This window comes from Anaerotruncus massiliensis (ex Togo et al. 2026), assembly GCF_900199635.1.
Classification (GTDB): Bacteria; Bacillota; Clostridia; order Oscillospirales; family Ruminococcaceae; genus Anaerotruncus; species Anaerotruncus massiliensis.
In genome coordinates this window covers 2,186,864-2,209,418 of sequence record NZ_LT962687.1, presented here as the reverse complement: position 1 = coordinate 2,209,418, position 22,555 = coordinate 2,186,864, and the positions used below count along the sequence as shown (strand labels likewise).

General features: G+C 64.4%; 22 protein-coding genes. 19 read left to right on the top strand and 3 right to left on the bottom strand.

Features of this window, described 5'->3' with window-relative positions; all coding sequences use genetic code 11:
* From deoC to C1A13_RS10780, 6 genes are read left to right on the top strand one after another with little or no spacing between them, the layout of a single operon-like run.
* Nucleotides 1-765, top strand: a complete 765-nt coding sequence (deoC, locus tag C1A13_RS10805) for a deoxyribose-phosphate aldolase (protein WP_101551881.1) — start codon at nucleotides 1-3, stop codon at nucleotides 763-765.
* 35 nt (nucleotides 766-800) lie between these two features.
* Nucleotides 801-1,979 (top strand): ROK family transcriptional regulator, encoded by a 1,179-nt coding sequence (locus C1A13_RS10800; protein WP_101551879.1) that lies wholly within the window; start codon nucleotides 801-803, stop codon nucleotides 1,977-1,979.
* Between the two features lie 46 nt (nucleotides 1,980-2,025).
* Nucleotides 2,026-4,095: a pyruvate formate lyase family protein gene (locus tag C1A13_RS10795; protein WP_101551877.1), complete on the top strand. Its 2,070-nt coding sequence runs from the start codon at nucleotides 2,026-2,028 to the stop codon at nucleotides 4,093-4,095.
* A 9-nt stretch (nucleotides 4,096-4,104) separates the two neighbouring features.
* On the top strand, nucleotides 4,105-4,953 hold the full coding sequence (locus C1A13_RS10790; protein ID WP_101551874.1) for a glycyl-radical enzyme activating protein: 849 nt from the start codon (nucleotides 4,105-4,107) through the stop codon (nucleotides 4,951-4,953).
* 30 nt (nucleotides 4,954-4,983) lie between these two features.
* Nucleotides 4,984-5,559 carry a D-sedoheptulose-7-phosphate isomerase gene (locus C1A13_RS10785; RefSeq protein ID WP_101551872.1) on the top strand — a complete coding sequence of 192 codons (576 nt, stop codon included), beginning with the start codon at nucleotides 4,984-4,986 and terminating at the stop codon, nucleotides 5,557-5,559.
* Nucleotides 5,560-5,576: 17 nt separating this feature from the next.
* Complete coding sequence (locus tag C1A13_RS10780) at nucleotides 5,577-6,683, top strand: SIS domain-containing protein (RefSeq protein WP_101551870.1); 1,107 nt, start codon at nucleotides 5,577-5,579, stop codon at nucleotides 6,681-6,683.
* Nucleotides 6,684-6,739: 56 nt separating this feature from the next.
* Here C1A13_RS10780 and C1A13_RS10775 read toward each other — a convergent pair whose 3' ends face one another.
* Nucleotides 6,740-7,195 carry a MarR family winged helix-turn-helix transcriptional regulator gene (locus C1A13_RS10775; RefSeq protein ID WP_172439255.1) on the bottom strand — a complete coding sequence of 152 codons (456 nt, stop codon included), beginning with the start codon at nucleotides 7,193-7,195 and terminating at the stop codon, nucleotides 6,740-6,742.
* Between the two features lie 281 nt (nucleotides 7,196-7,476).
* Here C1A13_RS10775 and C1A13_RS10770 point away from each other — a divergent pair, with 281 nt between their 5' ends.
* The 3 genes from C1A13_RS10770 to C1A13_RS10760 all read left to right on the top strand — a co-directional run bounded on the left by C1A13_RS10770 (nucleotide 7,477) and on the right by C1A13_RS10760 (nucleotide 10,107).
* Nucleotides 7,477-8,826: an MATE family efflux transporter gene (locus C1A13_RS10770; protein ID WP_101553256.1), complete on the top strand. Its 1,350-nt coding sequence runs from the start codon at nucleotides 7,477-7,479 to the stop codon at nucleotides 8,824-8,826.
* A 126-nt stretch (nucleotides 8,827-8,952) separates the two neighbouring features.
* Nucleotides 8,953-9,498, top strand: a complete 546-nt coding sequence (locus C1A13_RS10765; RefSeq protein WP_101551866.1) for a DUF4352 domain-containing protein — start codon at nucleotides 8,953-8,955, stop codon at nucleotides 9,496-9,498.
* A gap of 57 nt (nucleotides 9,499-9,555) precedes the next feature.
* A complete protein-coding gene (locus tag C1A13_RS10760) occupies nucleotides 9,556-10,107 on the top strand; it encodes a TIGR01440 family protein (RefSeq protein WP_101551864.1) in 552 nt (183 codons plus the stop codon).
* Nucleotides 10,108-10,215: 108 nt separating this feature from the next.
* Here the strand turns inward: C1A13_RS10760 and C1A13_RS14915 are convergent, their stop codons facing one another.
* Nucleotides 10,216-10,377, bottom strand: coding sequence for a hypothetical protein (locus C1A13_RS14915; RefSeq protein WP_158595584.1), 162 nt, complete (start codon nucleotides 10,375-10,377; stop codon nucleotides 10,216-10,218).
* 453 nt (nucleotides 10,378-10,830) lie between these two features.
* Between C1A13_RS14915 and C1A13_RS10755 the strand changes: the two genes are divergently transcribed.
* Both C1A13_RS10755 and C1A13_RS15200 read left to right on the top strand, forming a co-directional pair.
* Nucleotides 10,831-11,985, top strand: coding sequence for a sodium ion-translocating decarboxylase subunit beta (locus C1A13_RS10755; protein WP_101551862.1), 1,155 nt, complete (start codon nucleotides 10,831-10,833; stop codon nucleotides 11,983-11,985).
* A 12-nt stretch (nucleotides 11,986-11,997) separates the two neighbouring features.
* On the top strand, nucleotides 11,998-12,126 hold the full coding sequence (locus tag C1A13_RS15200; protein WP_278277674.1) for a hypothetical protein: 129 nt from the start codon (nucleotides 11,998-12,000) through the stop codon (nucleotides 12,124-12,126).
* A 216-nt stretch (nucleotides 12,127-12,342) separates the two neighbouring features.
* Here C1A13_RS15200 and C1A13_RS10750 read toward each other — a convergent pair whose 3' ends face one another.
* Entirely contained in the window at nucleotides 12,343-13,092 is a 750-nt protein-coding gene (locus C1A13_RS10750; protein ID WP_101551860.1) for a GntR family transcriptional regulator, read from the bottom strand.
* A 271-nt stretch (nucleotides 13,093-13,363) separates the two neighbouring features.
* Between C1A13_RS10750 and C1A13_RS10745 the strand changes: the two genes are divergently transcribed.
* The 8 genes from C1A13_RS10745 to moaC all read left to right on the top strand — a co-directional run bounded on the left by C1A13_RS10745 (nucleotide 13,364) and on the right by moaC (nucleotide 22,139).
* The gene (locus tag C1A13_RS10745) at nucleotides 13,364-14,644 is read left to right on the top strand and encodes an amidohydrolase family protein (RefSeq protein WP_101551858.1); all 1,281 of its coding nucleotides are present in this window, start codon (nucleotides 13,364-13,366) and stop codon (nucleotides 14,642-14,644) included.
* 206 nt (nucleotides 14,645-14,850) lie between these two features.
* The gene (locus C1A13_RS10740; protein ID WP_101551856.1) at nucleotides 14,851-16,275 is read left to right on the top strand and encodes an NCS2 family permease; all 1,425 of its coding nucleotides are present in this window, start codon (nucleotides 14,851-14,853) and stop codon (nucleotides 16,273-16,275) included.
* Nucleotides 16,276-16,466: 191 nt separating this feature from the next.
* Nucleotides 16,467-18,761, top strand: a complete 2,295-nt coding sequence (gene xdhA / locus C1A13_RS10735; RefSeq protein WP_101551854.1) for a xanthine dehydrogenase subunit XdhA — start codon at nucleotides 16,467-16,469, stop codon at nucleotides 18,759-18,761.
* 16 nt (nucleotides 18,762-18,777) lie between these two features.
* Nucleotides 18,778-19,665, top strand: a complete 888-nt coding sequence (xdhB, locus tag C1A13_RS10730) for a xanthine dehydrogenase subunit XdhB (RefSeq protein WP_101551852.1) — start codon at nucleotides 18,778-18,780, stop codon at nucleotides 19,663-19,665.
* The gene (gene xdhC / locus C1A13_RS10725; protein WP_101551850.1) at nucleotides 19,659-20,144 is read left to right on the top strand and encodes a xanthine dehydrogenase subunit XdhC; all 486 of its coding nucleotides are present in this window, start codon (nucleotides 19,659-19,661) and stop codon (nucleotides 20,142-20,144) included. Before xdhB ends, xdhC begins: the two co-directional genes overlap by 7 nt.
* A gap of 147 nt (nucleotides 20,145-20,291) precedes the next feature.
* Nucleotides 20,292-20,654, top strand: a complete 363-nt coding sequence (locus C1A13_RS10720; RefSeq protein ID WP_242970861.1) for a winged helix-turn-helix domain-containing protein — start codon at nucleotides 20,292-20,294, stop codon at nucleotides 20,652-20,654.
* Nucleotides 20,641-21,666, top strand: coding sequence for a molybdopterin-binding protein (locus C1A13_RS10715; protein WP_101551846.1), 1,026 nt, complete (start codon nucleotides 20,641-20,643; stop codon nucleotides 21,664-21,666). The genes C1A13_RS10720 and C1A13_RS10715 overlap by 14 nt, the downstream gene beginning before the upstream one ends.
* On the top strand, nucleotides 21,663-22,139 hold the full coding sequence (gene moaC, locus C1A13_RS10710) for a cyclic pyranopterin monophosphate synthase MoaC (protein ID WP_417007731.1): 477 nt from the start codon (nucleotides 21,663-21,665) through the stop codon (nucleotides 22,137-22,139). The genes C1A13_RS10715 and moaC overlap by 4 nt, the downstream gene beginning before the upstream one ends.
* Nucleotides 22,140-22,555: the final 416 nt, after the last annotated feature.

The following is a 22,555-nucleotide window of genomic DNA, read 5'->3' as shown; positions in this document are numbered from 1 at the left end:
ATGGAGAAGAATGGTATAATTGAGCAGGTCAGGGAGGAAGTTTTTCCCTCCGGAAAGGCCGCGGAGAAGCCGCTGGGCAAATACTGCGACCACACCGTCCTGCGGGCGTACACGACCCGGGAGACGGTCAAACAATTCTGCGAGGAGGCCGTCCGCTGCGGCGCCGCGTCGGTCTGCGTCAACCCGGTGCACGTGGCCTACGTCCACGAGCTGCTGCGGGGGACCGGGCTCTACACCTGCACCGTCATCGGGTTTCCGCTCGGAGCCAACCGCTCCTGCGTGAAGGCGATGGAGGCGGCGCTCGCCGTTGAGGACGGCGCCGACGAGGTGGACATGGTGATGAACATCGGCGCCCTGCGTGAAAAGGACTACGAGCTCGTCCGCCGGGATATCGCCGGGGTCGTGGCCGCGGCCGCGGGACGCGCGAAGGTCAAGGTCATCATCGAGACCTGCTACCTCACCGACCGGGAGATCGTCGCGGCGTCGCTGCTCTGCCAGCAGGCGGGCGCGGACTACGTCAAGACCTCCACCGGCTTCGGAACGGACGGCGCGCGGGAGCGGGACGTCCGGCTGATCCGGCAGACGGTCGGGGACACGATGAAAATCAAGGCGTCGACCAATATCAACACCCGCGAGGACGCGGAGCGGATGATCGCCGCCGGCGCAGACCGGCTGGGGACGAGCCGCACGCCGCAGATCGTCACGGGGGACGCCAAGGCCCATTCCGCGTCGATGGAGAACCAGCCCCCAAAGCAGGACTGCTGAATTTGTAAAGGTATTTTGTAAAGGTGTTGTGTGAAATGAGGAAAGCGGCAAACAGCAATAAGATCATCAAGCAGGCGAACGAGTATCTGGTGCTGGCAGTGCTGCTGAAAAACGACCCGCTTTCGGTGGAGGAGATCGTGACCCTCTCCCGCCTGAGCCGGCCGACGGTGCTCAACATCCTCAAGGAGCTCGACACCAGGGGTCTCATCTACCGCGCCGGCCTGGGCGAATCGATGGGCGGGCGGCAGCCGATCATGTACACCCTCAACCTCCGCCGCTACTTCGCGGTGGGCGTTGACCTCGAGTACCCGCCGGTGCGCGTCGCCTTTTCCGACCTGCGGGAGAAGGTCCTCTACTCCCAGGAGTGGGACTGCCTGCCGGGGGAGACGATGGAGGACATCGAGGAGAACCTCGTGAACGCGATCCGCGAGGGAATGCGCAGGCTGAACATCGCCACGGAGAACCTGATCGGGATCGGCCTGGGCATCCCCGGACGGGTGGACATCGCCAGGAACCTCGCCGTGCGCATGGACCGCATGGACCACATCTGGCAGGGCGGCGACATCGCCGCCCAACTGTCGATGAAGCTGGGCGTTCCCGTCACCGTGCGCAACGACATCCACCTGCTCGCGGCGGCCGAACGCACCGTGCAGCCCGCGCTGCCCAAGAATTTCCTCTATGTGGCGCGCCGGGTGGGCATCGGCATGGCGGTCTTCCTCAACGGGAAGAGCTACGAGGGCGGCTTCGGCAACTCGGGCTACCTCGGCCACACGGTCCTCGACCCCGAGGGGCCGGCCTGCCGGTGCGGCCAGCGGGGCTGCCTCGAATGCTACGCGACCACCGGCGCGGTGGAAATCAACTATGCGCGGGGGGCGGAGCGCCCCGCGGATTACGACACGATCGTCTCCCGCGCGCAGGAGGGGGAGCCTCTGGCGATGGCCGTCCTCGGGGACGCGGGTGTCAAACTGGCGATGGCGGTCGTCAACGCCATGCTCCTCTACGACATCCAGACCGTCATCATCGAGGACTGCGTTGACGACGGCACCTTTTTCGCGATCGTCCGAGAGAACATCGAAAAGCTGCTGGGCCCCTCGTCCGACATCCAGCCGCGCGTGCTGCGCGGCAAGCTGACGGGCAGGACCTTCGCGCTCGGCGGCTGCTCGATGATCGTCAAAAATTTCTTCAAAGCGCCCCAGCTCAAGGTGGACGGCTGAAGAGCCTTCCGGCAGGACGCCGTCCGCGGGCGGAAAGGACATCCCGATGACTGAATATATTGAAAAGCAGCTGGACTATTTTGTCAACCGCCGCGACCACAAGCGCCTGCGGCGGGAGATTCCCGTCGACCTGACGGATATCCTCGCGGATCCCGCTCTGAGCGACGAGGAGAAGGCGACGCGCGCCCATGCGCGCGTCATGCGAAGCGAAGAGATCGTGGTCTTCCCGTGGGAGCGGATCGCGGGCACGCGGGTGATGCTGCGCCTGCCCGAGTTTCCTCACGGCTCCTACGGGTACCTCGACGGGCGGATCAGCCACATGCTCAACGAGCCGACGATCGGCGGCATCTCCAACAATGTGGCGGAGTACGGCCACGCGATCACGGTCGGGCTCGAGGGCCTGCGCGCCGAGGTGTCCTCCCGGCTCGGGGAGCGCGGGGAGGAGGAAGAGGCGCGCGCGTTCTGGAAAAACCAGCTCCTGCTCATCGACGAGCTGGAGGCGTTCGCCGACCGCATCCGCGACGCGGCGGAGGCGCAGGGCAACGAGACGGTCCGCCGTACCTTCTCCAGGATTCCGCGGCAGGGCGCGGAAAGCTTTTTGGAGGCGCTGCAGTTTTTGAAGTTCCTTAACTTCGCGCTGCGCTATGAGAATCCGACCCATTCTCCGCTCGGGCGGTTCGACCAGTATATGTACCCCTTCTTCGCCGCCGATCGCGCGCGCGGCATGACGAAGGAGGAGGCGCTCGAGCTGGTGGAGGACTTCTTCATCTCCCTCAACCGGGACACCGACATCTATTTCGGCATCCAGCAGGGGGACAGCGGCCAGGCGATGGTGCTCGGCGGCGTAGACGCGCAGGGAAACTGCGCCTATAACGAGTTGAGCGAGCTCTGCATCCGGGCGAGCCTAGAGCTGGCGGTCATCGACCCGAAGATCAACCTGCGGGTGGACAAAAATACGCCGATGGAGGTCTTCCGGCTGGGCAGCCGCCTCACGAAGAAGGGGCTCGGCTTCCCCCAGTACTGCAACGACGACGTCGTCGTCCCGGCGCTAGTCGGCTGGGGCTACGAGCTCGAGGACGCGCGCGACTACGCGGTCGCGGGCTGCTGGGAGTTCGTCATCCCCGGGTACGGCGCGGAGGGGATCAACTACGAGGCGATGCCCTTTGTGAAGCTGGTCAACCGCTGCATGGAGGAGCATCTGGAGGAGTGCGCCGATTTCGACGCGTTCATGGACTGCCTCGAGGGGGAGATGGAGGCGCAGATGGCGAGGATCGACGCCGTCTTCCACAACACCGCCCCGCGCCCCTCGCCGATGCACTCCCTGCTTTCCAAGCAGGCGGTCTCCATAGGGCGCGACATCTCCAAATGCGCGAAGTACAACAATTTCGGCCTGCACGGCCCGGGCATCGCCACGGCGGTCGATTCGCTGGCCGCGATCAAGAAGGTCGTCTACGACGACGGCAGCGTCCTGCCGCACGAGCTGATCGACGCGGTGGCGCGCAACTTCGAGGGGTGGGAGGATCTCCACCACACCCTGCGGTTCGACGCGCCCAAGATGGGCAACGACGACGACCGCGCCGACGGGATCGCCGTGCGGCTGGTCGACATGTACGCCCGCGTGCTCTCCCACTACCGCAACGGGTTCGGCGGCCGCTACCGCCCCGGGACCGGCTCCGCCATGTACTACATGTGGATGTCCGAGGACATGGGGGCCTCCCCCGACGGAAGGCTGCGGGGGGAGCCGCTGCCCGCCAACTATTCTCCCAGCCTCAACGTCCGGCTGAACGGGCCGGTGTCGATGTTCAAGTCGTTCTGCAAGCCCGACCTGCGCAAGGTGTGCAACGGCGGGCCGGTGACGCTCGAGCTGCACGACAGCGTCTTCCGCAACGAGGAGGCGATCGACAAGGTCGCGATGCTCGTGCGCGCCTTCATCCTGATGGGCGGGCACCAGCTGCAGCTCAACGCCGTCAATTCCGACCTGCTGCGCAAGGCGCAGCGTGAGCCGGAAAACTACCGCAACCTGGTGGTGCGGGTGTGGGGCTGGAGCGGCTACTTCGTCGAACTGAGCCGGGAGTACCAGGACCACATCATCGCCCGCGCCGCGATGACCCTGTGAGGCGGCGGCATGGAGCGGGGACTGGTCTTTGACATCAACGAATTCGCCGTCCACGACGGGCCGGGCATCCGTACGACCGTCTTTCTCAAGGGCTGCCCGCTGCGCTGCAAGTGGTGCCACAACCCCGAGGGGCTCTCCTTTTCGCAGGAGGTCCTGCGCGGGAGCAACGGATGCATCCACTGCGGCGCGTGCGAGGCGGTGTGCCCCAGCCCGGACCACTGCATCCTCTGCGGGAAGTGCATCCGGGCCTGTCCCAAAAACCTGCGGCGGTTCGCGGCCCGGGAGCTTTCCAGCCGGGAGCTGGCGGACATCCTGCTCAAAAACCGCGCCTTCCTCGCGGAAAACGGGGGCGTGACCTTTTCGGGCGGGGAGCCGCTGGCGCAGCCGGGGTTCCTCTTTGAGACGATGGACTTTTTAAAGCCGCTGCACCTCGCGGTGGAGACCTCCGGGCACGTGCCTGCGGAGGTCTTCCGGGAGATGCTCGGGCGGGTGGACCTCGTGATGATGGACGTCAAGCACGCGGACAGCGAAGTGCACAGGGAATATACCGGCGTGCCGAACGGCCGGATCCTCGCAAACCTCGCGCTCTTAAAGGAGAGCGGCCGGCCGTTTATCATCCGCATCCCCGTCATCCCGCAGGTAAACGACAGCGTGGAAAACATGGAGCGCACGGCGGCGCTGCTCAGGGGGGCCGAAGGGCTGGAGCGGCTCGAGCTGCTGCGCTACCACCAGACGGCTGGCGCGAAATACGAGCTGCTCGGGAAGGAATACCCCTTCCGCTACACGCGCGAGACCCCCTCGCTCGAGCCGTTCGCGCGCGTCTTTGAAGAAAACGGCATCCCGGTCTTCATCCCCTGAGGGCCGGGCGCGACGAAAGGGAAAACCGATATGCAGGCATTTTTAAAGGCTTATACCGATATGATCGCCGAGACGATCGCCCGGCTGGACCCCGTGGAATTCCGGAAGGCGGTCGACATCCTGACCGAGGCCCACCGGAACGACCGGCAGGTTTTCATCGCCGGCAACGGCGGCAGCGCGGGCACCGCGAACCACTTCTCCTGCGACTTTGGGAAGAACGCGGTGCAGACGCCCGGCGTGCGGCGGTTCCGCATCCAGTCGCTCTCCTCCAACGTGGAGAAGATCACCGCGTTCGGAAACGACATCGCCTTCGACGAGATTTTCTCCCAGCAGATGGAGAACCTCTTCGACCCCGGCGACGTGCTGATCCTCGTGTCCGCGAGCGGCAAGTCCCCCGACCTGATCAAGGCGTGCGAGCACGCCAAACGGAAGCGGTCCCCCATCATCGGGCTGACCGGCTTTGAGGGCGGGCTCGTCAGGGATTACGCGGATGCCAACCTCATCGTCCCGCTGACGAGCTACGAGATGATCGAGGACATCCATTCGATGATCCTGCACCTGTTCGTCTACTACTTCAAAACCCACCCGCAGGTACTTTCTGCCTGACGGCCGCGGAGGGAACAATGCGCGACGAAAATACCATGCTCCGCTATATCGAGGCGGAGCCGGACGATATCAGGCGGATCGTCAGGGACCGGGAACGCTACACCGCCGCGTTTGTGAAGCACTTTTTGAGCCACCCCGTGAAGCGGGTCTACCTGAGCGGGAACGGTTCCCCCCACTCGGTCTGCGTGGTGGCGGGCATGTGCATGGAAAGGCTGCTGGGCGTGGAAGCCAGCAGCTCGTTGCCCGCCGTCCTCAACCGCCACACGCCCTTCAACGCGAACGGCGTCTACCGCCCGGAGGAGATGCTCCTCATCTGCCCGGCGCAGACCGGCCGGACGACGGGCCCGATCGAAAGCGCGCGCCTCGCGCGGGCGGCGGGGATCCCCGTGCTCTGCACGACCCTGTCGCCCGGCGGTGCCCTCGCGCGGGAGTGCGACATCGTCATCGAAAAGCCCACCGGCTTCGAGGAATCCTTCCCCGAGAGCAGGGGGCATGTGGCGTCGATGGTGATCCTGCTGCTCTGCGCGGTGGAGGCGGCCCGCGCGCTCGGGCGGCTGGACGCGGACGAATACCGCCGCTGGATGGACGGCTTTGAGCGGCTGCCCGAAAGCTGCGGCCGCGCGGCCGACGCCGCGAAGGCGTGGTACGCCGATCACCGCGGGATGATGCTCGCGGCGGACGCCTACCGCTTTGTGGGGTACGGCCCCTGCTGCGGGACGCTCCAGGAGTCCTGCCTGAAGATCCTCGAGACCACCCGCAGGCCCTCGATGGCCTACGAGCTGGAGGAGTTCCTCCACGGCAGCGGCTACGGCGTCAAGGAGGACTCGGTCGTCTTTTTCGTCTGCGCCGAGGACGGCCCCGAGCGGGAACGGGCGCAGGAAATCTACCGGTGGTTTGCGAAAAAGAGCAAAAACTGCGTGCTCGTCTGTTCGGGGCGCACCCCCGGGCGGCAGCCCAACTGGCTGGTCAGCGACTTTCTCGACCTGCCCTTTTTGAGCGCGGTCGAGTATCTCGTCCCCTTCCAGGTGCTGAGCCACCTGACGGCGCGGGAGCTGGGCCTCAGCACCCTGACGCAGGCCTACCCGGAAATTTTTACCGAGCTGCACGCGATCGTGGAGGCTTAAAGATGAAATCGAAAAAGGAGCGGCGCCCGCGGGCGCCGCTCCTTTTAATCATTGCGTCACTCGGGCGCGCCGGGCTCCGAAAAATGGCGCGAGGCGTTCCGCGCGACCTTCAGGAGCATCTGGGAAAAGATGGCGCGTTCGATATCGGTCAGCCCGGAGGCGAGCTCGTCCATCCAGTCGTCGCCGATTTTTTGGAGAAAGGGGTAGACGTCGCGGGCGCGGTCGGTGGGGAGGACGTCGAACGCGCGCCCGTCGCCCGAGACGGCCCGCCGCCGCACATAGCCCTGCGCCTCCAGCCGGGAGAGGGTCTTTGCGACGGTGCTCTTATCCATATCGAGCAGGGCGCAGAACTGGTTCTGTGGCACCCCGCCGGTCTCGCAGGCGATCAGGAGGAAAGGCACCTGCCCGCTTGTGAGCCCGAGCGGCTCGACCCGGCCGTTCAAATACATCTGCGTCTTGCGGTGGACCAGGGAGATCAGCTTGAGGAGGTTGGGCCGCGGGTCGCCGGACATAGGCATCGTCCTTTTCAATCAAGTTTCCAGTGCAACCTTATTTTAATTGCCTCTGCCGGGAAAGTCAAGAAAATAACCGCTTGACAATTAAATTTATCTGGCTTAGAATAGACCAGTCGGAAAGAATAAACAAAAAATAATTGAGATTTTTGGCTTTCTATCGTTGCAAAGCCAACGATCTGGGAGGGGACAAATTGGGAAAGAACCTTGACGTCCGGGAGGACCGGACGGAAGGGGCGGCCGCCGCGGGCGAGCGGCGGGATCTGCCCGCTGAAAACAAGATGGGAGTCATGCCCGTCAACCGCCTGCTCATCTCGATGTCGCTGCCGATGATGGTGTCGATGCTCGTGCAGGCGCTTTACAACATCGTGGACAGCATGTTCGTGGCGCGGCTGAGCGAGAACGCCCTGACCGCCGTCTCGCTGGCCTTCCCGGCGCAGAGCCTGATGATCGCCGTGGGCACCGGCACGGGCGTCGGCATCAACGCCCTGCTCTCCAAAAGTCTGGGGGAGAAGAACTTCGAGCTCGCCAACAAGACCGCCGACAACGGCGTTTTCCTGGCGGTTATGAGCTTTTTGGCGTTCGCGCTGGGCGGGATTTTCCTGACGCGGCCCTTCTTCCTGCTCCAGACGGGCAACGCCGCGATCGTCGAGGACGGCGTTTCCTACCTGACGATCTGCTGCGTCTGCTCCTTCGGGCTCTTCGGGCAGGTCACGCTGGAAAAGCTGCTCCAGTCGACCGGGCGCACCTTCTATACGATGATTACGCAGGGCACCGGCGCGATCATCAACATCATCCTCGACCCGATCATGATCTTCGGCCTGCTGGGCTGCCCGCGCATGGGCGTCGCGGGCGCGGCGGTCGCCACCGTCATCGGCCAGATCGTCGCGGCGGCGCTCGCCCTCTGGTTCAACCTGCGCAAAAACCACGAGATCGCCCTCTCCCGGCGGATCCTGCGCCCCGAGGGCCGCATCGTGCGCAAGATCTATTCGGTCGGGCTTCCCTCGATCGTCATGGCCTCCATCGGCTCGGTGATGACCTTCGGCATGAATAAGATCCTCATCGCCTTCACCTCGACCGCCACGGCGGTGTTCGGCGTCTACTTCAAGCTCCAGAGCTTCGTCTTCATGCCCACCTTCGGGCTCAACAACGGCATGGTGCCGATCATCTCCTACAACTTCGGCGCGCGCAAGCCCGACCGCATGAAACAGACCATCCGGCTGAGCGTCCTGTACGCGGTCGGCATGCTGACCTTCGGGCTCGTGATCTTCTGGCTCTTCACCCCGCAGCTGCTTTCGATCTTCAACGCCTCCGAAACGATGCTCGCCATCGGCGTGCCCGCCCTGCGGATCATCAGCCTGAGCTTCCTCTTCGCCGGGTTCTGCATCATCACCCTTTCGGTCTGCCAGGCGCTCGGGCACGGCCTGCTCAGCCTCACCGTCTCGGTCGTCCGCCAGCTGGTCGTGCTGCTGCCCTCCGCCTTCCTCCTCGCCCGGTTCGGCGGGCTCTCGGCGGTGTGGTGGGCCTTCCCCTTCGCGGAGCTCTTTTCGCTGACCCTCTGCGTGGTCTACATGCGCCACCTCTACCGCTCCGAGATCAAGCCGCTCGAGGAAAGCGCGGCGGAGGGCTGATTGCCTGAAAATTCACCGCATCAGCGCGGAAAAATTGGCGGGGAAACGATTGCATCCGCCATGGAGAAACTGGTATAATGGACGCGGAACCCCCCAACAATTTATTATGAGGAGAGAGAATTCACTATGGGTAAGAAACTTGCCGCGCTGCTGCTCGCCGGCTGCCTGCTGCTCGCCGCCGCGGGATGCGGCGCGAAGGACGTCCTCGAGGACGTGGGCACCGAGATCAAGGCGGACGGCCGCGCGCACGGCCAGACGACCTCCCATTCGGAAGGGGAGACCGCGAAGACCGCGTTCTTTGAGTACACGGTCAACTCCGCGCGCATGGAGCCGGAGCTCGAGGACTATACCCCCACTGACCCAAACCACACCTTTGTGGTGGTCAACATCACCGTGAAGAACACCTTTGAGGACGACGCGAAGATCCCCATGTTCTATACCGACTTCACCCTGACCTGGGACGGCATGGGAGATACGACGGTCTATCCCGAATCGGAGTTTGCCGAGGGACAGCTCCCCGACGAGTATGAGCTCTTCAAGGGCGAGAGCCGCACGGGCGACCTGATCTTTGTCGCCCCGGCCGACGCGAAGGGCTTCAGCCTCCGGTATATCGAAGTCTGGGACGACGATTTCGAGGGGAACAGCTACTTCATCCCCTTCTCCGTGGGCTGAACGGGATTTTAAAAGCTGACGCGGCGGGATGTTCCGCCGCCGGAAAGGATGGGAACGATGCTCGAACAGATTCGTGAAGAGGCGCGCCGCGCGGTGCTGGAGCTGCTGCCGCAGGCGCGGCTCCAGCGGGGAGACATCCTGGTGGTCGGCTGCTCGACGAGCGAGGTGGCGGGGGAGCGGATCGGCTCCGCCTCCAACACCGACATCGCGGCGGCGGTCTTTGAGGGCGTCCACCCCGTGCTCGCGCGGGCGGGCATCTTTTTGGCGGCGCAGTGCTGCGAGCACCTCAACCGCGCGCTCATCCTCGAGCGGGAGGCGGCGCGCCTCTACCGGCTCGAGCCGGTGAACGTGGTGCCCCAGCCCAAGGCGGGCGGCTCCTTTGCCACGGCCGCGTGGGCGGGCTTCGATGCCCCCGCCGCGGTCGAGCATGTCCGCGCGAAGGCGGGCATCGACATCGGCGACACGCTGATCGGCATGCACCTGTGCGAGGTCGCGGTACCGGTGCGCATCCAGGTGAAGCGCATCGGCGAGGCGAACGTCGTCTGCGCGCGCACCCGCCCCAAGTTTATCGGCGGCGCCCGCGCCCACTACGACGAGGACCTGCTGTAAACCAAAAAAGCCGCCCTTATGGGCGGCTTTTTTCTTTGCGGGGATCAAAACGGCCGCCCCGCGGGCGGCCGTCTGTCTGTGCCTTATGGCCCGCCGGGGGCAGGGGCCTCACTGGTTATCCAGCTCGTCGATCTCCTGCTCGAGGGCGGCGATGCTGCTCTCCCATTTGGTGATCTCGTCCTGGTTGCCATGCGTTTCGGCGCGGCGCAGGCCGAGCTTGTAAATGGTGAGACGGCTTTTCATGCTGGATAGGTTCTTTGTGGTGGACATGGGAAAACACCTCGCATTTCCATTCAACGGTTCCGTTGCGTACAGCGGCCCTCCTGCACTCCACCGCGAAAAATCCTGCACAAAAGGGCGCTTCGCCCCGCTGGGATTCCCGGAAGATGCCGGCCGCCTCCATTCGTTCAACAGTACCAATGATAGCACAAATCCGCATAAAATGCAAGTCTGCGGGGATTCTGCTGCAAAATGGAGGCATGCGCAGGGAGGAATTGACAAAGGGGGCGGGTTGTGCTAAGATATATTTGTAACAACATGCGCATTTGAAAACTGAATCGCCCCGGGGGAGTAGTCGGCACGTTCGGTGCAGTTAAATCAACATCTCGGGCCATTTGGCCGTGGTTTAACTTGAAATGACAAGACCTGTGTTTCGTTTTCCGGAACACAGGTCTTTTTTGTTTGGCGGCGGGGCAAGATAAATCAGGAAAAGGGGAGTTGCAAATGGAATTTCTGCTGCGCGGCGTCACGGCCATCACCTGGCAGCAACTGGTTATGTATGCGATCGGCGGGCTGCTCATCTATCTGGCGATCGAAAAGGGGTTCGAGCCCGCCCTGCTCATGCCGATGGGCTTCGGTGCCATCCTTGTGAACCTGCCCTTCTCCGGGGTGCTCGACCAGGTGCTCCAGGGCGGCATCCCCGCGCCGGGCATCATCCAGTGGCTCTTCCAGACGCTGATCGACGCGTCGGAGGCGCTGCCCATCCTGCTCTTCATCGGCATCGGCGCGATGATTGACTTCGGGCCGCTGCTCTCCAACCCCAAGATGATGATCTTCGGCGCGGCGGCCCAGTTCGGCATCTTCTTCACCTTCTCGCTCGTGACCCTGCTCGGGCCGTGGTTCGGCTTCACCCTCGCGGACGCGGCTTCGATCGGCATCATCGGCGCGGCCGACGGCCCCACCTCGATCCTCGTCTCGAAGATTTTCGGCACCCCCTATTTCGGGGCGATCGCGGTGGCGGCCTACTCCTATATGGCGCTCGTGCCGATCGTCCAGCCGTTTGCCATCCGCCTGGTCACCACCCGGAAGGAACGCCGCATCCGGATGCCCTACCACCCCAAGGACGTGACCCGGAGGACCCGCATCCTCTTCCCGATCCTCGTGACGGTCATCGCCGGGCTGGTCGCGCCGATGTCGGTGGCGCTCGTGGGCTTTCTGATGTTTGGCAACCTGCTGCGGGAATGCGGGGTGCTCAACTCCCTCTCCCAGACGGCGCAGAACGAGTTCGCCAACATCATCACGCTGCTGCTGGGGCTGACGATCTCCTTCTCGATGCAGGCGGACGCCTTCGTGACCCCGCAGACGCTGGTCATCATGCTGCTGGGGCTGGCGGCCTTCGTGATGGATACGGTCGGCGGCGTGCTCTTCGCGAAGCTCATGAACGTCTTTCTGCCCGAGGGGAAAAAGATCAACCCGATGATCGGCGCGGCGGGTATCTCCGCTTTCCCGATGTCGGCGCGCGTCGTCCAGAAGATGGCGCTCAAGGAGGATAACCAGAACCACCTGCTCATGCACGCGATCGGCGCGAACGTCTCGGGGCAGATCGGATCGGTCATCGCGGGCGGGATCCTGCTCTATCTCGTCCCGCTCTTCCTGTAAGGAGGCTGTGAAATGGAAAACTTCATCATTTCCCTGGAGATCATGGGCCTTGGCATGGCGGGCATCTTCGCCGTCATGCTCCTCATCATGGGACTGGTGGCGCTGCTGGCGAAGTTCGGCGGCGAAAAACCGGAGGAATAGAACCCGCGGGCGCGTTCCGGCGCGCCCCGGCACCGGTCCGCAAGGAGAAGGAGGCCACCGTGGCGGAGCTGGGAATGGTTCCGCCGCTGGCGCTTTCGGGGCGGATGCTCCTGCTCGGGCTGGCGGCGATGGCCGTGGAATATGATAAGCGGGGGGAGTGACCCCGCGCAAAAAGGGCGGACGGCCAGAGGCCGTCCGCCCTTTTGGTTTTGAGGGTTAAAATTTCTTGCGCAGCATGGTAAAATCAAAGAAGTCGGTATAGAACTCCAGCGAACGCAGCACCGGGCGGCTCAGCTTGCAGAAGCCGACCTCGTCGAGCAGGAGCAGCGCGTCCCCGTCCGGGACGCCGAGCTTCTGCCGGATGGCGGGGGTGGCGTTGGTGGCCGAGACGCGGGCGATGTCGGTGACGACGATCAGCCCGCAGTGGCGGTCGAGGATATCGAAGATCGGCTCCGACCAGTCGATGTCGGCGTAGCTCATGCCGTCGAAGAGGGAGAGCGCCAGGTAGTCGACCGAGTAGATGACGGGGATGCTGCCGGCGAGCACCCGCTTTTCGCAGACGATCACGCCCGCGCCCACGTCGATCTGGAGCTTTTCGGCGAGCTCCTCGTCGGCGTATTCGACCCGCAGGGAGATGCTGTCGCTGTGGGGGGTGTAGCCCGCGGCGCGGATGAGCTCGTTATATTCGAACTTGAGGTCGAGGCGGCTGGTGAGGTTGACAATCTCGCGGTTGATGACGGTCCCGATGCCGCGCACCCGCTCGATGAGCCCCTCCCGCTCGAGGTCGGAGAGGGCGTCGCGGATGACGGTGCGGCTGACGCCGAGCCGCTCGGACAGCTCCACCTCGCTGGGCAGCCGGTCCGCCTGCTGGAAGACGCCCTCCGAGAGCTCCCGGATAAGCAGCGCGCTGACCTGCGTGGACATCAGCTTTCCCCCGAGGTGGGGCAGTTCGTATTCTGCTGGCATGGCCGATTCCCTCTTTCCTGCGAAATCGCCCGCATGGCGGACGGGCGCGACTGTGAGAACTCACAATCCGCCTCAAACTATTTTATGGAAAATGAATCTTGCTTTCATACTTTAAATAGGATATCATTATGAAGTAATAAGTATGACTTATACGCGAAACACACAAAAACTTTCCACAATCGCCGGGCTTGGAAGAAGTATATGTTCAATTATACTCGATATTTGTCAAAAACACAAGCGGCGATTGCAAAAATCTTCTGGAGGCAGTATTATGTTAGAGAAGACAACTTTCGCGCTCAGGGGCCATATTCTGCATACGCCGACCCCCCGGGCGATTGTCTGCATGCCGGAAAGCTACCTCGTCTGCGAGGAAGGGAAGACCGCCGGCGTTTTTACCGAGCTGCCCGAGCAGTTCAAGGGGATTCCCGTCGAGGACTGCGGGGACAGGCTGGTCATCCCCGGCCTCGTCGACCTGCACCTGCACGCGCCCCAGTATTCCTTCCGGGCGCTGGGCATGGACCTCGAGCTGCTCGACTGGCTGAATACCCACACCTTCCCCGAGGAGGCAAAATACGCCGACCCCGCCTACGCCGGGAGGGCCTACCGCATCTTCGCTGACGACCTGGCGGCCTCCCCGACCACCCGGGCGGCGGTGTTCGGGACGATCCACCGCCCCGCGACCGAGCTGCTGATGGACCTCATTGAGGAGACGGGCGTCAGGGCGCTGGTGGGCAAGGTCAACATGGACCGCAACAGCCCCGACATCCTGCGGGAGGAGAGCGCGGCCGCCTCGCTCGAGGACACCGCGCGGTGGATTTCCGAGACGAAGGGGAAGTACAGGAACGTCGCCCCGATCCTCACCCCGCGCTTCACCCCCTCCTGCACCGACGAGCTGATGGAAGGCCTCGGAAAGCTCCAGCGGGAGACGGGCCTCCCGGTGCAGTCCCACCTGTCGGAGAACTTCTCCGAGATCGCGTGGGTGAAGGAGCTCTGCCCCTGGTCAGGCTGTTACGGCGGCGCCTACGACCGGTTCGGCCTCTTCGGCGGGGACGCCCCGACGATCATGGCCCACTGCGTGCACAGCACCGGGGAGGAGATCGACCTCATGCAGGCGCGCGGCGTCTTTATCGCACACTGCGCCCAGTCGAACACGAACCTCGCATCGGGCGTCGCGCCGGTGCGCGCCTACCTCGACCGCGGCATGAAGGTCGGGCTCGGCACCGACATCGCGGGCGGCTTTTCGCTCTCCGTCTTCCGCGCGATGGCGGACGCGGTGCAGGCCTCCAAGCTGCGCTGGCGGCTGCTCGACGATTCCCTCCGGCCGCTGACCGTGCCGGAGGCGTTCTACCTCGGCACCAAGGGCGGCGGGGAATTCTTCGGGAAGGTCGGCTCCTTCGAGGAGGGGTACGAGTTCGACGCGGTCGTGCTCGACGACAGCGGCTTCCCGCATCCGCAGGCGCTCACCCCGGTGGAGCGGCTGGAGCGGATCCTCTACCTGGACGACGGGCGCTGTGTGCGCGGCAAATATGTCGCGGGCGCGCGCGTCAGATAAAACAGATCGGAACCCATGCCTGTCAGGACATTCCCCCGGCCGCCCGTGGCGGCGGAACAGTTTTTGTATGGGCGCGCGGAAGCGGACGGACCACCCGCGGCCGCGCATCTCATAGAAGCAGTCCGGCCGGAGGGCCGGAAACCATTCGCGCCGTGCGGCTGCGGCAATGCCGCACGGCCAGATGCAAACTGTGAGGAGGTAATTCAATGACACAGACAAAAGAGAAGGGGTTCTTTGAGCGCTATTTTGAGCTCGAAAAGAACCACACCAACGTGAAGACCGAGGTGCTGGCCGGCTTCACGACCTTCGTGGCGATGGCGTACATCATCGTCGTCAACCCGACCATGCTCGCCGACCCCTTCAACATCATGGGACAGGCGGAATATGCCGCGCAGGTCCAGAACGGCGTATTCTTTGCAACCTGCCTGATCTCCTTCTTCGGCACCTTCCTGATGGCGATGTACGCGAAGGTCCCCTTCGCGCAGGCGCCCGGCATGGGGCTCAACGCCTTCTTCGCCTACACGGTGGTCCTCACCATGGGTTATACCTACGGGCAGGCGCTGGCAATCGTCTTCATCTCCGGCATCCTGTTCATCCTCATCACGGCGGTCGGCTTCCGCGAGGCGGTCGTCAAGGCGATCCCGCACTGTGTGCGCGGAGCGATCAGCGCCGGTATCGGCCTCTTCCTCGCGCTCATCGGGCTTAAGAACGCGGGCCTCGTGGTCTCCAACTCGTCCACCCTCGTGGCGCTCGTCGACTTCTCCAAGATGGGCGATCCCGAGCTGCGCGGCCTCATCTGCTCCGCGATCGTCGCGCTTATCGGCCTCGTCGTGATCGGCGCGCTGCACGCCCGCAACATCAAGGGCTCGATCATCATCGGCATCGTCGTGGCGACGATCGTCGGCATTCCGCTCGGCGTGACCTCCTTCCACGGATTCTCGCTCGACGTTGGCCGGCAGTTCTCCGACTTCGTCAACGTCTCCCTCTTCAAGATGGACTTCGGCGGGCTCTTCGCGGGCGCGACGAACATCTTCCAGATGATCTTTACCCTCGTGATGATCGTCATCTCCTTCTCGCTCGTCGACATGTTCGACACGATCGGCACCCTGCTGGGCACCGCCCGCCAGGCCAAGATGCTCGACGATAAGGGCGAGATGCCCCGCATGCGTGAAGCCATGATGTCCGACGCGATCGCGACCACCGTGGGCGCCTGCCTGGGCACCTCCACCGCGACGACCTTCGTCGAGTCGAGCACCGGCATCGCCGAGGGCGGCCGCACGGGACTCACCTCCCTGACCACCTCGATCCTCTTCCTCGCGTCGATCATCATCGCCCCGATCGTCGGCATCATCCCCAGCGCGGCGACCGCTCCGGCGCTCGTCTTCGTGGGCGTGCTGATGCTCAGCTCGATCAAGGACCTCGACTTCTCGGACATGTCCGAGGCGATCCCCTCCTTCGTGACGGTTTCCTTCATGCCGTTCACCTATTCGATCGCCAACGGCATCGCGTTCGGCCTGTTCACCTACGTGCTCATCAAGCTGCTCTCCGGCAAATACAAGGAGATCAAGCCCTTCACCGTGGTCCTCGTCATCCTCTTCGTACTCCGTTTCGCGTTCATGACGACCGGCTGATTGCCGCCGTCCCGTGCTTTTGCCTCCCGCCGCGGGCGGGAGGCAAAAGCACCTTGTTTATCCCCGCTGGTGCGGTTCTGTTTTTTTCTCGTCGGAATAGTATTACTTATGACTAATGAACACCCTGCCGCGCTGCGCGGCTTGCCGTTATAAATCGATCCCTCTAATTTATCCGCAAGGAGGCTTGTCATATGGGAATCGGAAAGAGCATCACCCGCGTGGACGCATACGAGAAAGTGACCGGCGGGGCCAAATACACCGACGATTTGCGCCCCGCGAACTGCCTGGTCGCCAAGGTCGTGCGCAGCACGATCGCCAACGGGCTGGTGAAATCGTTCGACCTCTCGGAGGCCGAGAAGGTCCCCGGCGTGGTGAAGATCGTCACCTGCTTCGATTCGCCGCAGATTCAGTACCCCACCCCCGGTCATCCCTGGTCGGTCGAGCCCGCGCACCAGGACGTCGCCGACCGCATGCTGCTCAACCGGCGGGTGCGCATCTACGGCGACGACATCGCCGCGGTCGTCGCGGAGGACGAGGTAGCCGCTTCCCGCGCCGCGCGGCTCATCCGCGTGGAGTATGAGGAGTACCCGGCCGTCACCACCGTCGAGCAGGCGCTCGCGCCCGGCGCGCCGGTCATCCACGAGGAGCGCCCCGACAACCTGCTGGCGCACAGCCGTTTCACGATCGGCGAGGGGGACTTCGACGAGATTGTGAAGGCGGATCCCTCCCTGCGGGTCTTCGAGGGGGAGTACGACACCCAGGCGGTCCAGCACTGCCACATCGAGGTGCCCGTCTCCTACGCCTATATGGAAAAGGGGCGGGTCGTCGTCGTCTCCTCCACCCAGATCCCCCACATCGTCCGCCGCGTCTGCGGACAGGCGCTGGGCATCCCGTGGGGGAAGATCCGCGTCATCAAGCCCTATATCGGCGGCGGCTTCGGCAACAAGCAGGAGGTCCTCTACGAGCCGCTCAACGCCTTTTTGACGATGCAGGTGGGCGGGCGCCCGGTCAAGATCGAGCTTTCGCGCGAGGAGACCTTCTCCTGCACCCGCACCCGCCACGCGATCAAATTCAAGCTCAAAACCGCCGTGCGCCCCGACGGCCGGCTCGTGGCGCGCAAGTTCGAGGCGTGGTCCAACCAGGGCGGCTACGCCTCCCACGGCCACGCGATCGTGGCGAACGCCTCCAACGCCTACCGGCACCTCTACCAGGATGAAAAGGTGCTCGACGCGGACGCCTACACCGTCTATACGAACCTGCCGTCGGGCGGCGCGATGCGCGGCTACGGCATCCCGCAGGTCGATTTCGCGATGGAGGCCCACATGGACGACATCGCGCGGGGGCTGGGGCTCGACCCGGTCGAGCTGCGCGAGAAGAACTGCATGAAGCCCGGCTACGTCGATCCGGGCACCGGCATCACCTGCTATTCGAGCGGGCTGCTCGCCTGCATCGAAAAGGGCAAGGCGCACATCCATTGGGACGAAAAGCGCGCGGCCTACCGCGGCCAGACCGGCCCCGTCCGGCGCGGGGTGGGCATGGCGCTCTTCAGCTACAAGACGGGCGTCTACCCGATCTCGCTCGAGACGGCGAGCGCACGGCTCATTCTCAACCAGGACGGCTCGGCGCAGCTCCAGATGGGCGCGACCGAGATCGGCCAGGGCGCCGACACCGTCTTCACCCAGATGGCCGCCGAGACGACGGGCATCCGGCTGGAGGACATCCACATCGTCACGGTGCAGGACACCGACGTGGCCCCCTTCGACACGGGCGCCTACGCCTCCCGCCAGACCTATGTGAGCGGCATGGCGGTCAAAAAGACCGCCGAGAAGTTTAAGGCCCGCATCCTCGACTACGCGGCCTACCTCAAAAAGCGCCCGGCCGACACGATGGACCTGCGGGACAGCGCGGTGGTGGACGCGCACACCGGCGAAAAGCTCGTCGAGCTCGCCGACCTCGCGATGGAGGCGTTCTACAGCCTCGACCGCTCGGTACATATCACGGCGGAGGAGACCTACCACTGCAAGGACAACACCTTCTCGTTCGGCTGCTGCTTCGCGGAGGTGGAGGTCGACATCCCGCTGGGCAAGGTGAAGGTGCTCGACATCATCAACGTCCATGACAGCGGCGTGCTCATCAACCCGCAGCTCGCCGAGGCGCAGGTCCACGGCGGCATGAGCATGGGGCTCGGCTACGCGCTGGGCGAGCAGCTCCGCTTTGACGACCGCGGCCGCCCGCTCAACGGCAACCTGCTCGACTACAAGCTGCCCACCGCGAGGGACACCCCGGAGCTGAACGTCGGCTTTGTGGAGACGATCGACCCGAGCGGGCCGTATGGAAACAAATCGCTCGGCGAGCCGCCGGCCATCCCGCCGGCCCCCGCCATCCGAAACGCGGTGCTCGACGCGACGGGCGTGGCGGTCGACAGCCTGCCGCTGAACCCGCAGAAGCTGGTCGAACAGTTCACCGCCGCTGGGCTCATCCAATAGAGGGGAGGACGAAGGGATGTACGATATCGAGAAAATCCACCTGGCAAAGAGCGTCCCCGACGCGATCGCGGCGCTTGTGAAGGACCCGTCCGCCGTCGTCATCTGCGGCGGCAGCGACGTGCTCGTCAAGATCCGCGAAGGCAAGCTCGCGGGCTGCTCGCTCGTGAGCATCCACGGCATCCGGGAGCTCGAGGGCGTCTCGCTCGAGCCGGACGGCACGATCGTCATCGGCCCGGCGACCACCTTTTCCCACGTCACCAACGACCCGCTGGTCGAAGCGCACCTGCCCGCGCTCGGCGACGCGGTAGACCAGGCGGGCGGACCGCAGCTGCGGAACATCGGCACAATCGGCGGCAACGTCTGCAACGGCGTGACAAGCGCGGACAGCGCCTCGACGCTGCTGACGCTGAACGCCGAACTCGAGCTCACCGGCCCGGACGGCGTGCGCCGGGTGAAGCTGGAAAATTTCTACCGCGGCCCCGGGAAGGTCGACCTCGCGCACGGCGAGCTGCTGACCGCCATCCGGATCGCGAAGGCGGACTATGACGGCTTTGGCGGCCACTACATCAAATACGCGCAGCGCAACGCAATGGACATCGCGACGCTCGGCTGCGCGGTCCATGTGAAGCTCACGGCGGACAGATCCGCCGTGGAGGAGCTGCGGCTGGCGTTCGGCGTCGCCGCGCCCACTCCCATCCGCTGCCATAAGGCGGAGGAGCTGGCGCGCGGGCGGGAAATCGGGCCGGACCTCTTCCAGACGGTGGCGGAGGCGGCCGCCGGGGAGGTCAATCCCCGCACGAGCTGGCGCGCCTCGAAGGAGTTCCGCCTCCAGCTTGTGCGCGAACTCAGCCGGCGCGCCCTGAAACAGGCGATCATCCATGCGGGAGGTGCGGTAGAATGCTGAAACTGATTCAGATGACGGTCAACGACAAACCGGTCGAGCTGGCGGTCGACGAGCGGGAGAGCCTGCTCGACACGCTGCGCAACCGCCTGGGGCTCACAAGCGTCAAGCGCGGCTGCGAGGTCGGCGAATGCGGCGCCTGCACCGTGCTGGTGGAAGGCGAGGCGATCGACAGCTGCATCTACCTGACCGTGTGGGCGGAGGGGAAACACATCCTCACCGTCGAGGGCCTGCGCGGCCCGAACGGGGAGCTGTCCCCCATCCAGCAGGCGTTCATCGAGGAGGCGGCGGTCCAGTGCGGCTTCTGCACGCCGGGACTCATCATGACGGCGGTGGAGATTGTCGGCACCGGCAAAAAGTACAGCCGCGAGGAGCTGCGCAAGCTCATCTCCGGCCACCTCTGCCGCTGCACCGGCTACCAGAACATCCTCAACGCGATGGAACGGATCGTCAACGAGACCTACAGGGTCGTCGGGAAATAACCCGTTGATCCTGTCCCGGGCGGCCCCGCCGCAGGCGCGGCGGGGCCGCCTTTGTCAATCCTCCACATTGACTTTTCCGGAATTTGTGGTAATATGGTGAAAACGATATATTTTCGATAACATAACGGTCGGGAGGGACGCGGAATGATGCCAGAGGGGTTGTCCTTCTCGCTGCGGGTGAGCCTGCGGCGGTCGGAAAAGTTTTTCGGACCGGGCGTGGCGTCCCTGCTGCGGCTGGTCGAGCGGACCGGGTCGCTGCAAACGGCGGCCGCCGAGATGCAGATGAGCTACAGCAAGGCGTGGAAAATCATCCGCAAGGCGGAGGGGGAACTGGGCTTTCCGCTGATGGAGCGCCGCGTCGGTGGCGCCGGCGGCGGCTCCTCGAGCGTGACCGCCGGGGGAAAGCGGTTCCTCGAGCGCTACGAGCGGTTCCGCCAGGAGGTGCAGGACGCGGCCCAGAGGCTGTTTACAGAATGTTTTGAAGGCGGGGATACGAATGAAACGGATTAAGACGGAGGATGCGGTTGGGCAGGTGCTCTGCCATGACATGACGCAGATCATTCCCGGGGTGACCAAGGACGCGCGCTTCCGCAAGGGGCACGTCGTGACCGCGGAGGACATCCCGGTGCTGCTCTCGATGGGCAAGGACTACCTCTACATCTGGGAAAAGCAGGAGGGCATGCTCCACGAAAACGAGGGGGCGCGCATCCTCTGCGACCTGTGCAAAAACGAACACATGTCCGAAAGCCCGGTCAAGGAGGGAAAGATCGAGCTTTCCGCCACCTGCGACGGGCTCTTCTCCATCGATGTGGAGCGGCTCGACGCGATCAATTCCCTCGGCGAGATCATGATCGCGGCGCGCAGCAACCACCTGCCGGTGAAGGCGGGCGACAAGCTTGCGGGCACGCGGGTGATCCCGCTGGTGATTTCCGAGGAAAAGATGAACGAGGCAAAACGGATCGCGGGAGACAAGCCGCTGCTTTCCCTGCTGCCCTACCAAAAAAAGAGATGCGGCATCGTCACGACCGGAAACGAGGTCTTTTACGGCCGCATCAAGGACGCCTTTTCGCCCGTCGTCGCCGCCAAGCTCGAGGAGTACGGCGGCGAGGTGATGGGGGTTACCCTCTGCGGCGATGACCCGGCGGGCATCACCGCCGCGATCGAGGCGTTCCTCGCGGACGGCGCGGACCTCGTCGTCTGCACGGGCGGCATGAGCGTCGATCCCGACGACCGCACCCCCGCCGCCATCAAGGCGACAGGCGCAAGGATCGTCAGCTACGGCGCGCCGGTGCTGCCGGGCGCGATGTTTCTGCTCTCCTATCTCGACGGAAAGCCGATCATGGGTCTGCCCGGCTGCGTCATGTACGCACGCCGGACGATCTTTGACCTTGTGCTGCCCCGCGTCATGGCGGACGACCCCGTCACCGCGAAGGATCTTGCACGGCTGGGGAACGGCGGCCTCTGCCTGAACTGCGAGACCTGCCACTATCCCAACTGCGGCTTTGGAAAGGGCGGCGTGTGATGAGCGGGCTCACCCACATCGACCGGAACGGCAACGCCGTCATGGTGGACGTCGGCGGAAAGGCGGAAACGCTGCGCATCGCGGTCGCCAAGGGCCGCATCCGTATGAGCGCGGAGACCTTTGAGACGATCCGCACGGGCGCCGCGAAAAAGGGCGACGTGCTCGGTGTGGCGCGGGTGGCGGGCATCATGGCCGCCAAGCGCACCTCCGAGCTGATTCCGCTCTGCCATCCGCTGATGCTCACCAAATGCACGGTAGACTTCGAGCTCCTGCCCGAGACGCTCGAGGTGGAGGCGGCCTGCGCCGTCCAACTCACCGGGCTCACCGGCGTTGAGATGGAGGCGCTCACCGGCGTATCGGTCGCGCTGCTGACCATCTACGACATGTGCAAGGCGATCGACCGGGGCATGGTCCTCGGAGACATCCGTCTCATCCATAAGGAGGGCGGGAAATCCGGCGTGTTTGATCGGTGATTTGCAGATTTGCCGCTCAGCGAGCTGCGAAGCTGCCGGGTCCCGCCCCGGCGGGCGGCCCCATTTCTTGTACGGACAAGAAATGGGGGAAAGAAGCCGCAGGGGGCTGCGCCCCCTTGACCCCCGCGCCGCCTCCGGTTGGCCTGCGGCCAAAGTCGGCGGCGCCCTGCCACGGATGAACAGACGGGTGTACAGCATCCCGCCAGCCGCCGCGCCGCGGGCGCAATACCTCTGCCCGAGAGTCTCCGGAACCGTACCGGGAGTTCCCATAGGGGAGGCACGGCGGCTTTTGCGAGGCGCGCATCTCCCACGGGGAGGCGGAAAACTGCGCGGCGAAGCCGCGCACGCGCGCAAAGCGCGCGAACACGCCGCAGGCGTGTTGTTTTCCGCCGAATGTTCCCGGCGAGCCTTCCGGT

Coding starts and splice junctions, on each gene's coding strand:
- deoC (WP_101551881.1), top strand. CDS start 1: ATGGAGAAGAATGGTATAATTGAGCAGGTCAGGGAGGAAGTTTTTCCC.
- C1A13_RS10800 (WP_101551879.1), top strand. CDS start 801: ATGAGGAAAGCGGCAAACAGCAATAAGATCATCAAGCAGGCGAACGAG.
- C1A13_RS10795 (WP_101551877.1), top strand. CDS start 2,026: ATGACTGAATATATTGAAAAGCAGCTGGACTATTTTGTCAACCGCCGC.
- C1A13_RS10790 (WP_101551874.1), top strand. CDS start 4,105: ATGGAGCGGGGACTGGTCTTTGACATCAACGAATTCGCCGTCCACGAC.
- C1A13_RS10785 (WP_101551872.1), top strand. CDS start 4,984: ATGCAGGCATTTTTAAAGGCTTATACCGATATGATCGCCGAGACGATC.
- C1A13_RS10780 (WP_101551870.1), top strand. CDS start 5,577: ATGCGCGACGAAAATACCATGCTCCGCTATATCGAGGCGGAGCCGGAC.
- C1A13_RS10775 (WP_172439255.1), bottom strand. CDS start 7,195: ATGTCCGGCGACCCGCGGCCCAACCTCCTCAAGCTGATCTCCCTGGTC.
- C1A13_RS10770 (WP_101553256.1), top strand. CDS start 7,477: ATGGGAGTCATGCCCGTCAACCGCCTGCTCATCTCGATGTCGCTGCCG.
- C1A13_RS10765 (WP_101551866.1), top strand. CDS start 8,953: ATGGGTAAGAAACTTGCCGCGCTGCTGCTCGCCGGCTGCCTGCTGCTC.
- C1A13_RS10760 (WP_101551864.1), top strand. CDS start 9,556: ATGCTCGAACAGATTCGTGAAGAGGCGCGCCGCGCGGTGCTGGAGCTG.
- C1A13_RS14915 (WP_158595584.1), bottom strand. CDS start 10,377: ATGTCCACCACAAAGAACCTATCCAGCATGAAAAGCCGTCTCACCATT.
- C1A13_RS10755 (WP_101551862.1), top strand. CDS start 10,831: ATGGAATTTCTGCTGCGCGGCGTCACGGCCATCACCTGGCAGCAACTG.
- C1A13_RS15200 (WP_278277674.1), top strand. CDS start 11,998: ATGGAAAACTTCATCATTTCCCTGGAGATCATGGGCCTTGGCATGGCG.
- C1A13_RS10750 (WP_101551860.1), bottom strand. CDS start 13,092: ATGCCAGCAGAATACGAACTGCCCCACCTCGGGGGAAAGCTGATGTCC.
- C1A13_RS10745 (WP_101551858.1), top strand. CDS start 13,364: ATGTTAGAGAAGACAACTTTCGCGCTCAGGGGCCATATTCTGCATACG.
- C1A13_RS10740 (WP_101551856.1), top strand. CDS start 14,851: ATGACACAGACAAAAGAGAAGGGGTTCTTTGAGCGCTATTTTGAGCTC.
- xdhA (WP_101551854.1), top strand. CDS start 16,467: ATGGGAATCGGAAAGAGCATCACCCGCGTGGACGCATACGAGAAAGTG.
- xdhB (WP_101551852.1), top strand. CDS start 18,778: ATGTACGATATCGAGAAAATCCACCTGGCAAAGAGCGTCCCCGACGCG.
- xdhC (WP_101551850.1), top strand. CDS start 19,659: ATGCTGAAACTGATTCAGATGACGGTCAACGACAAACCGGTCGAGCTG.
- C1A13_RS10720 (WP_242970861.1), top strand. CDS start 20,292: ATGCCAGAGGGGTTGTCCTTCTCGCTGCGGGTGAGCCTGCGGCGGTCG.
- C1A13_RS10715 (WP_101551846.1), top strand. CDS start 20,641: ATGAAACGGATTAAGACGGAGGATGCGGTTGGGCAGGTGCTCTGCCAT.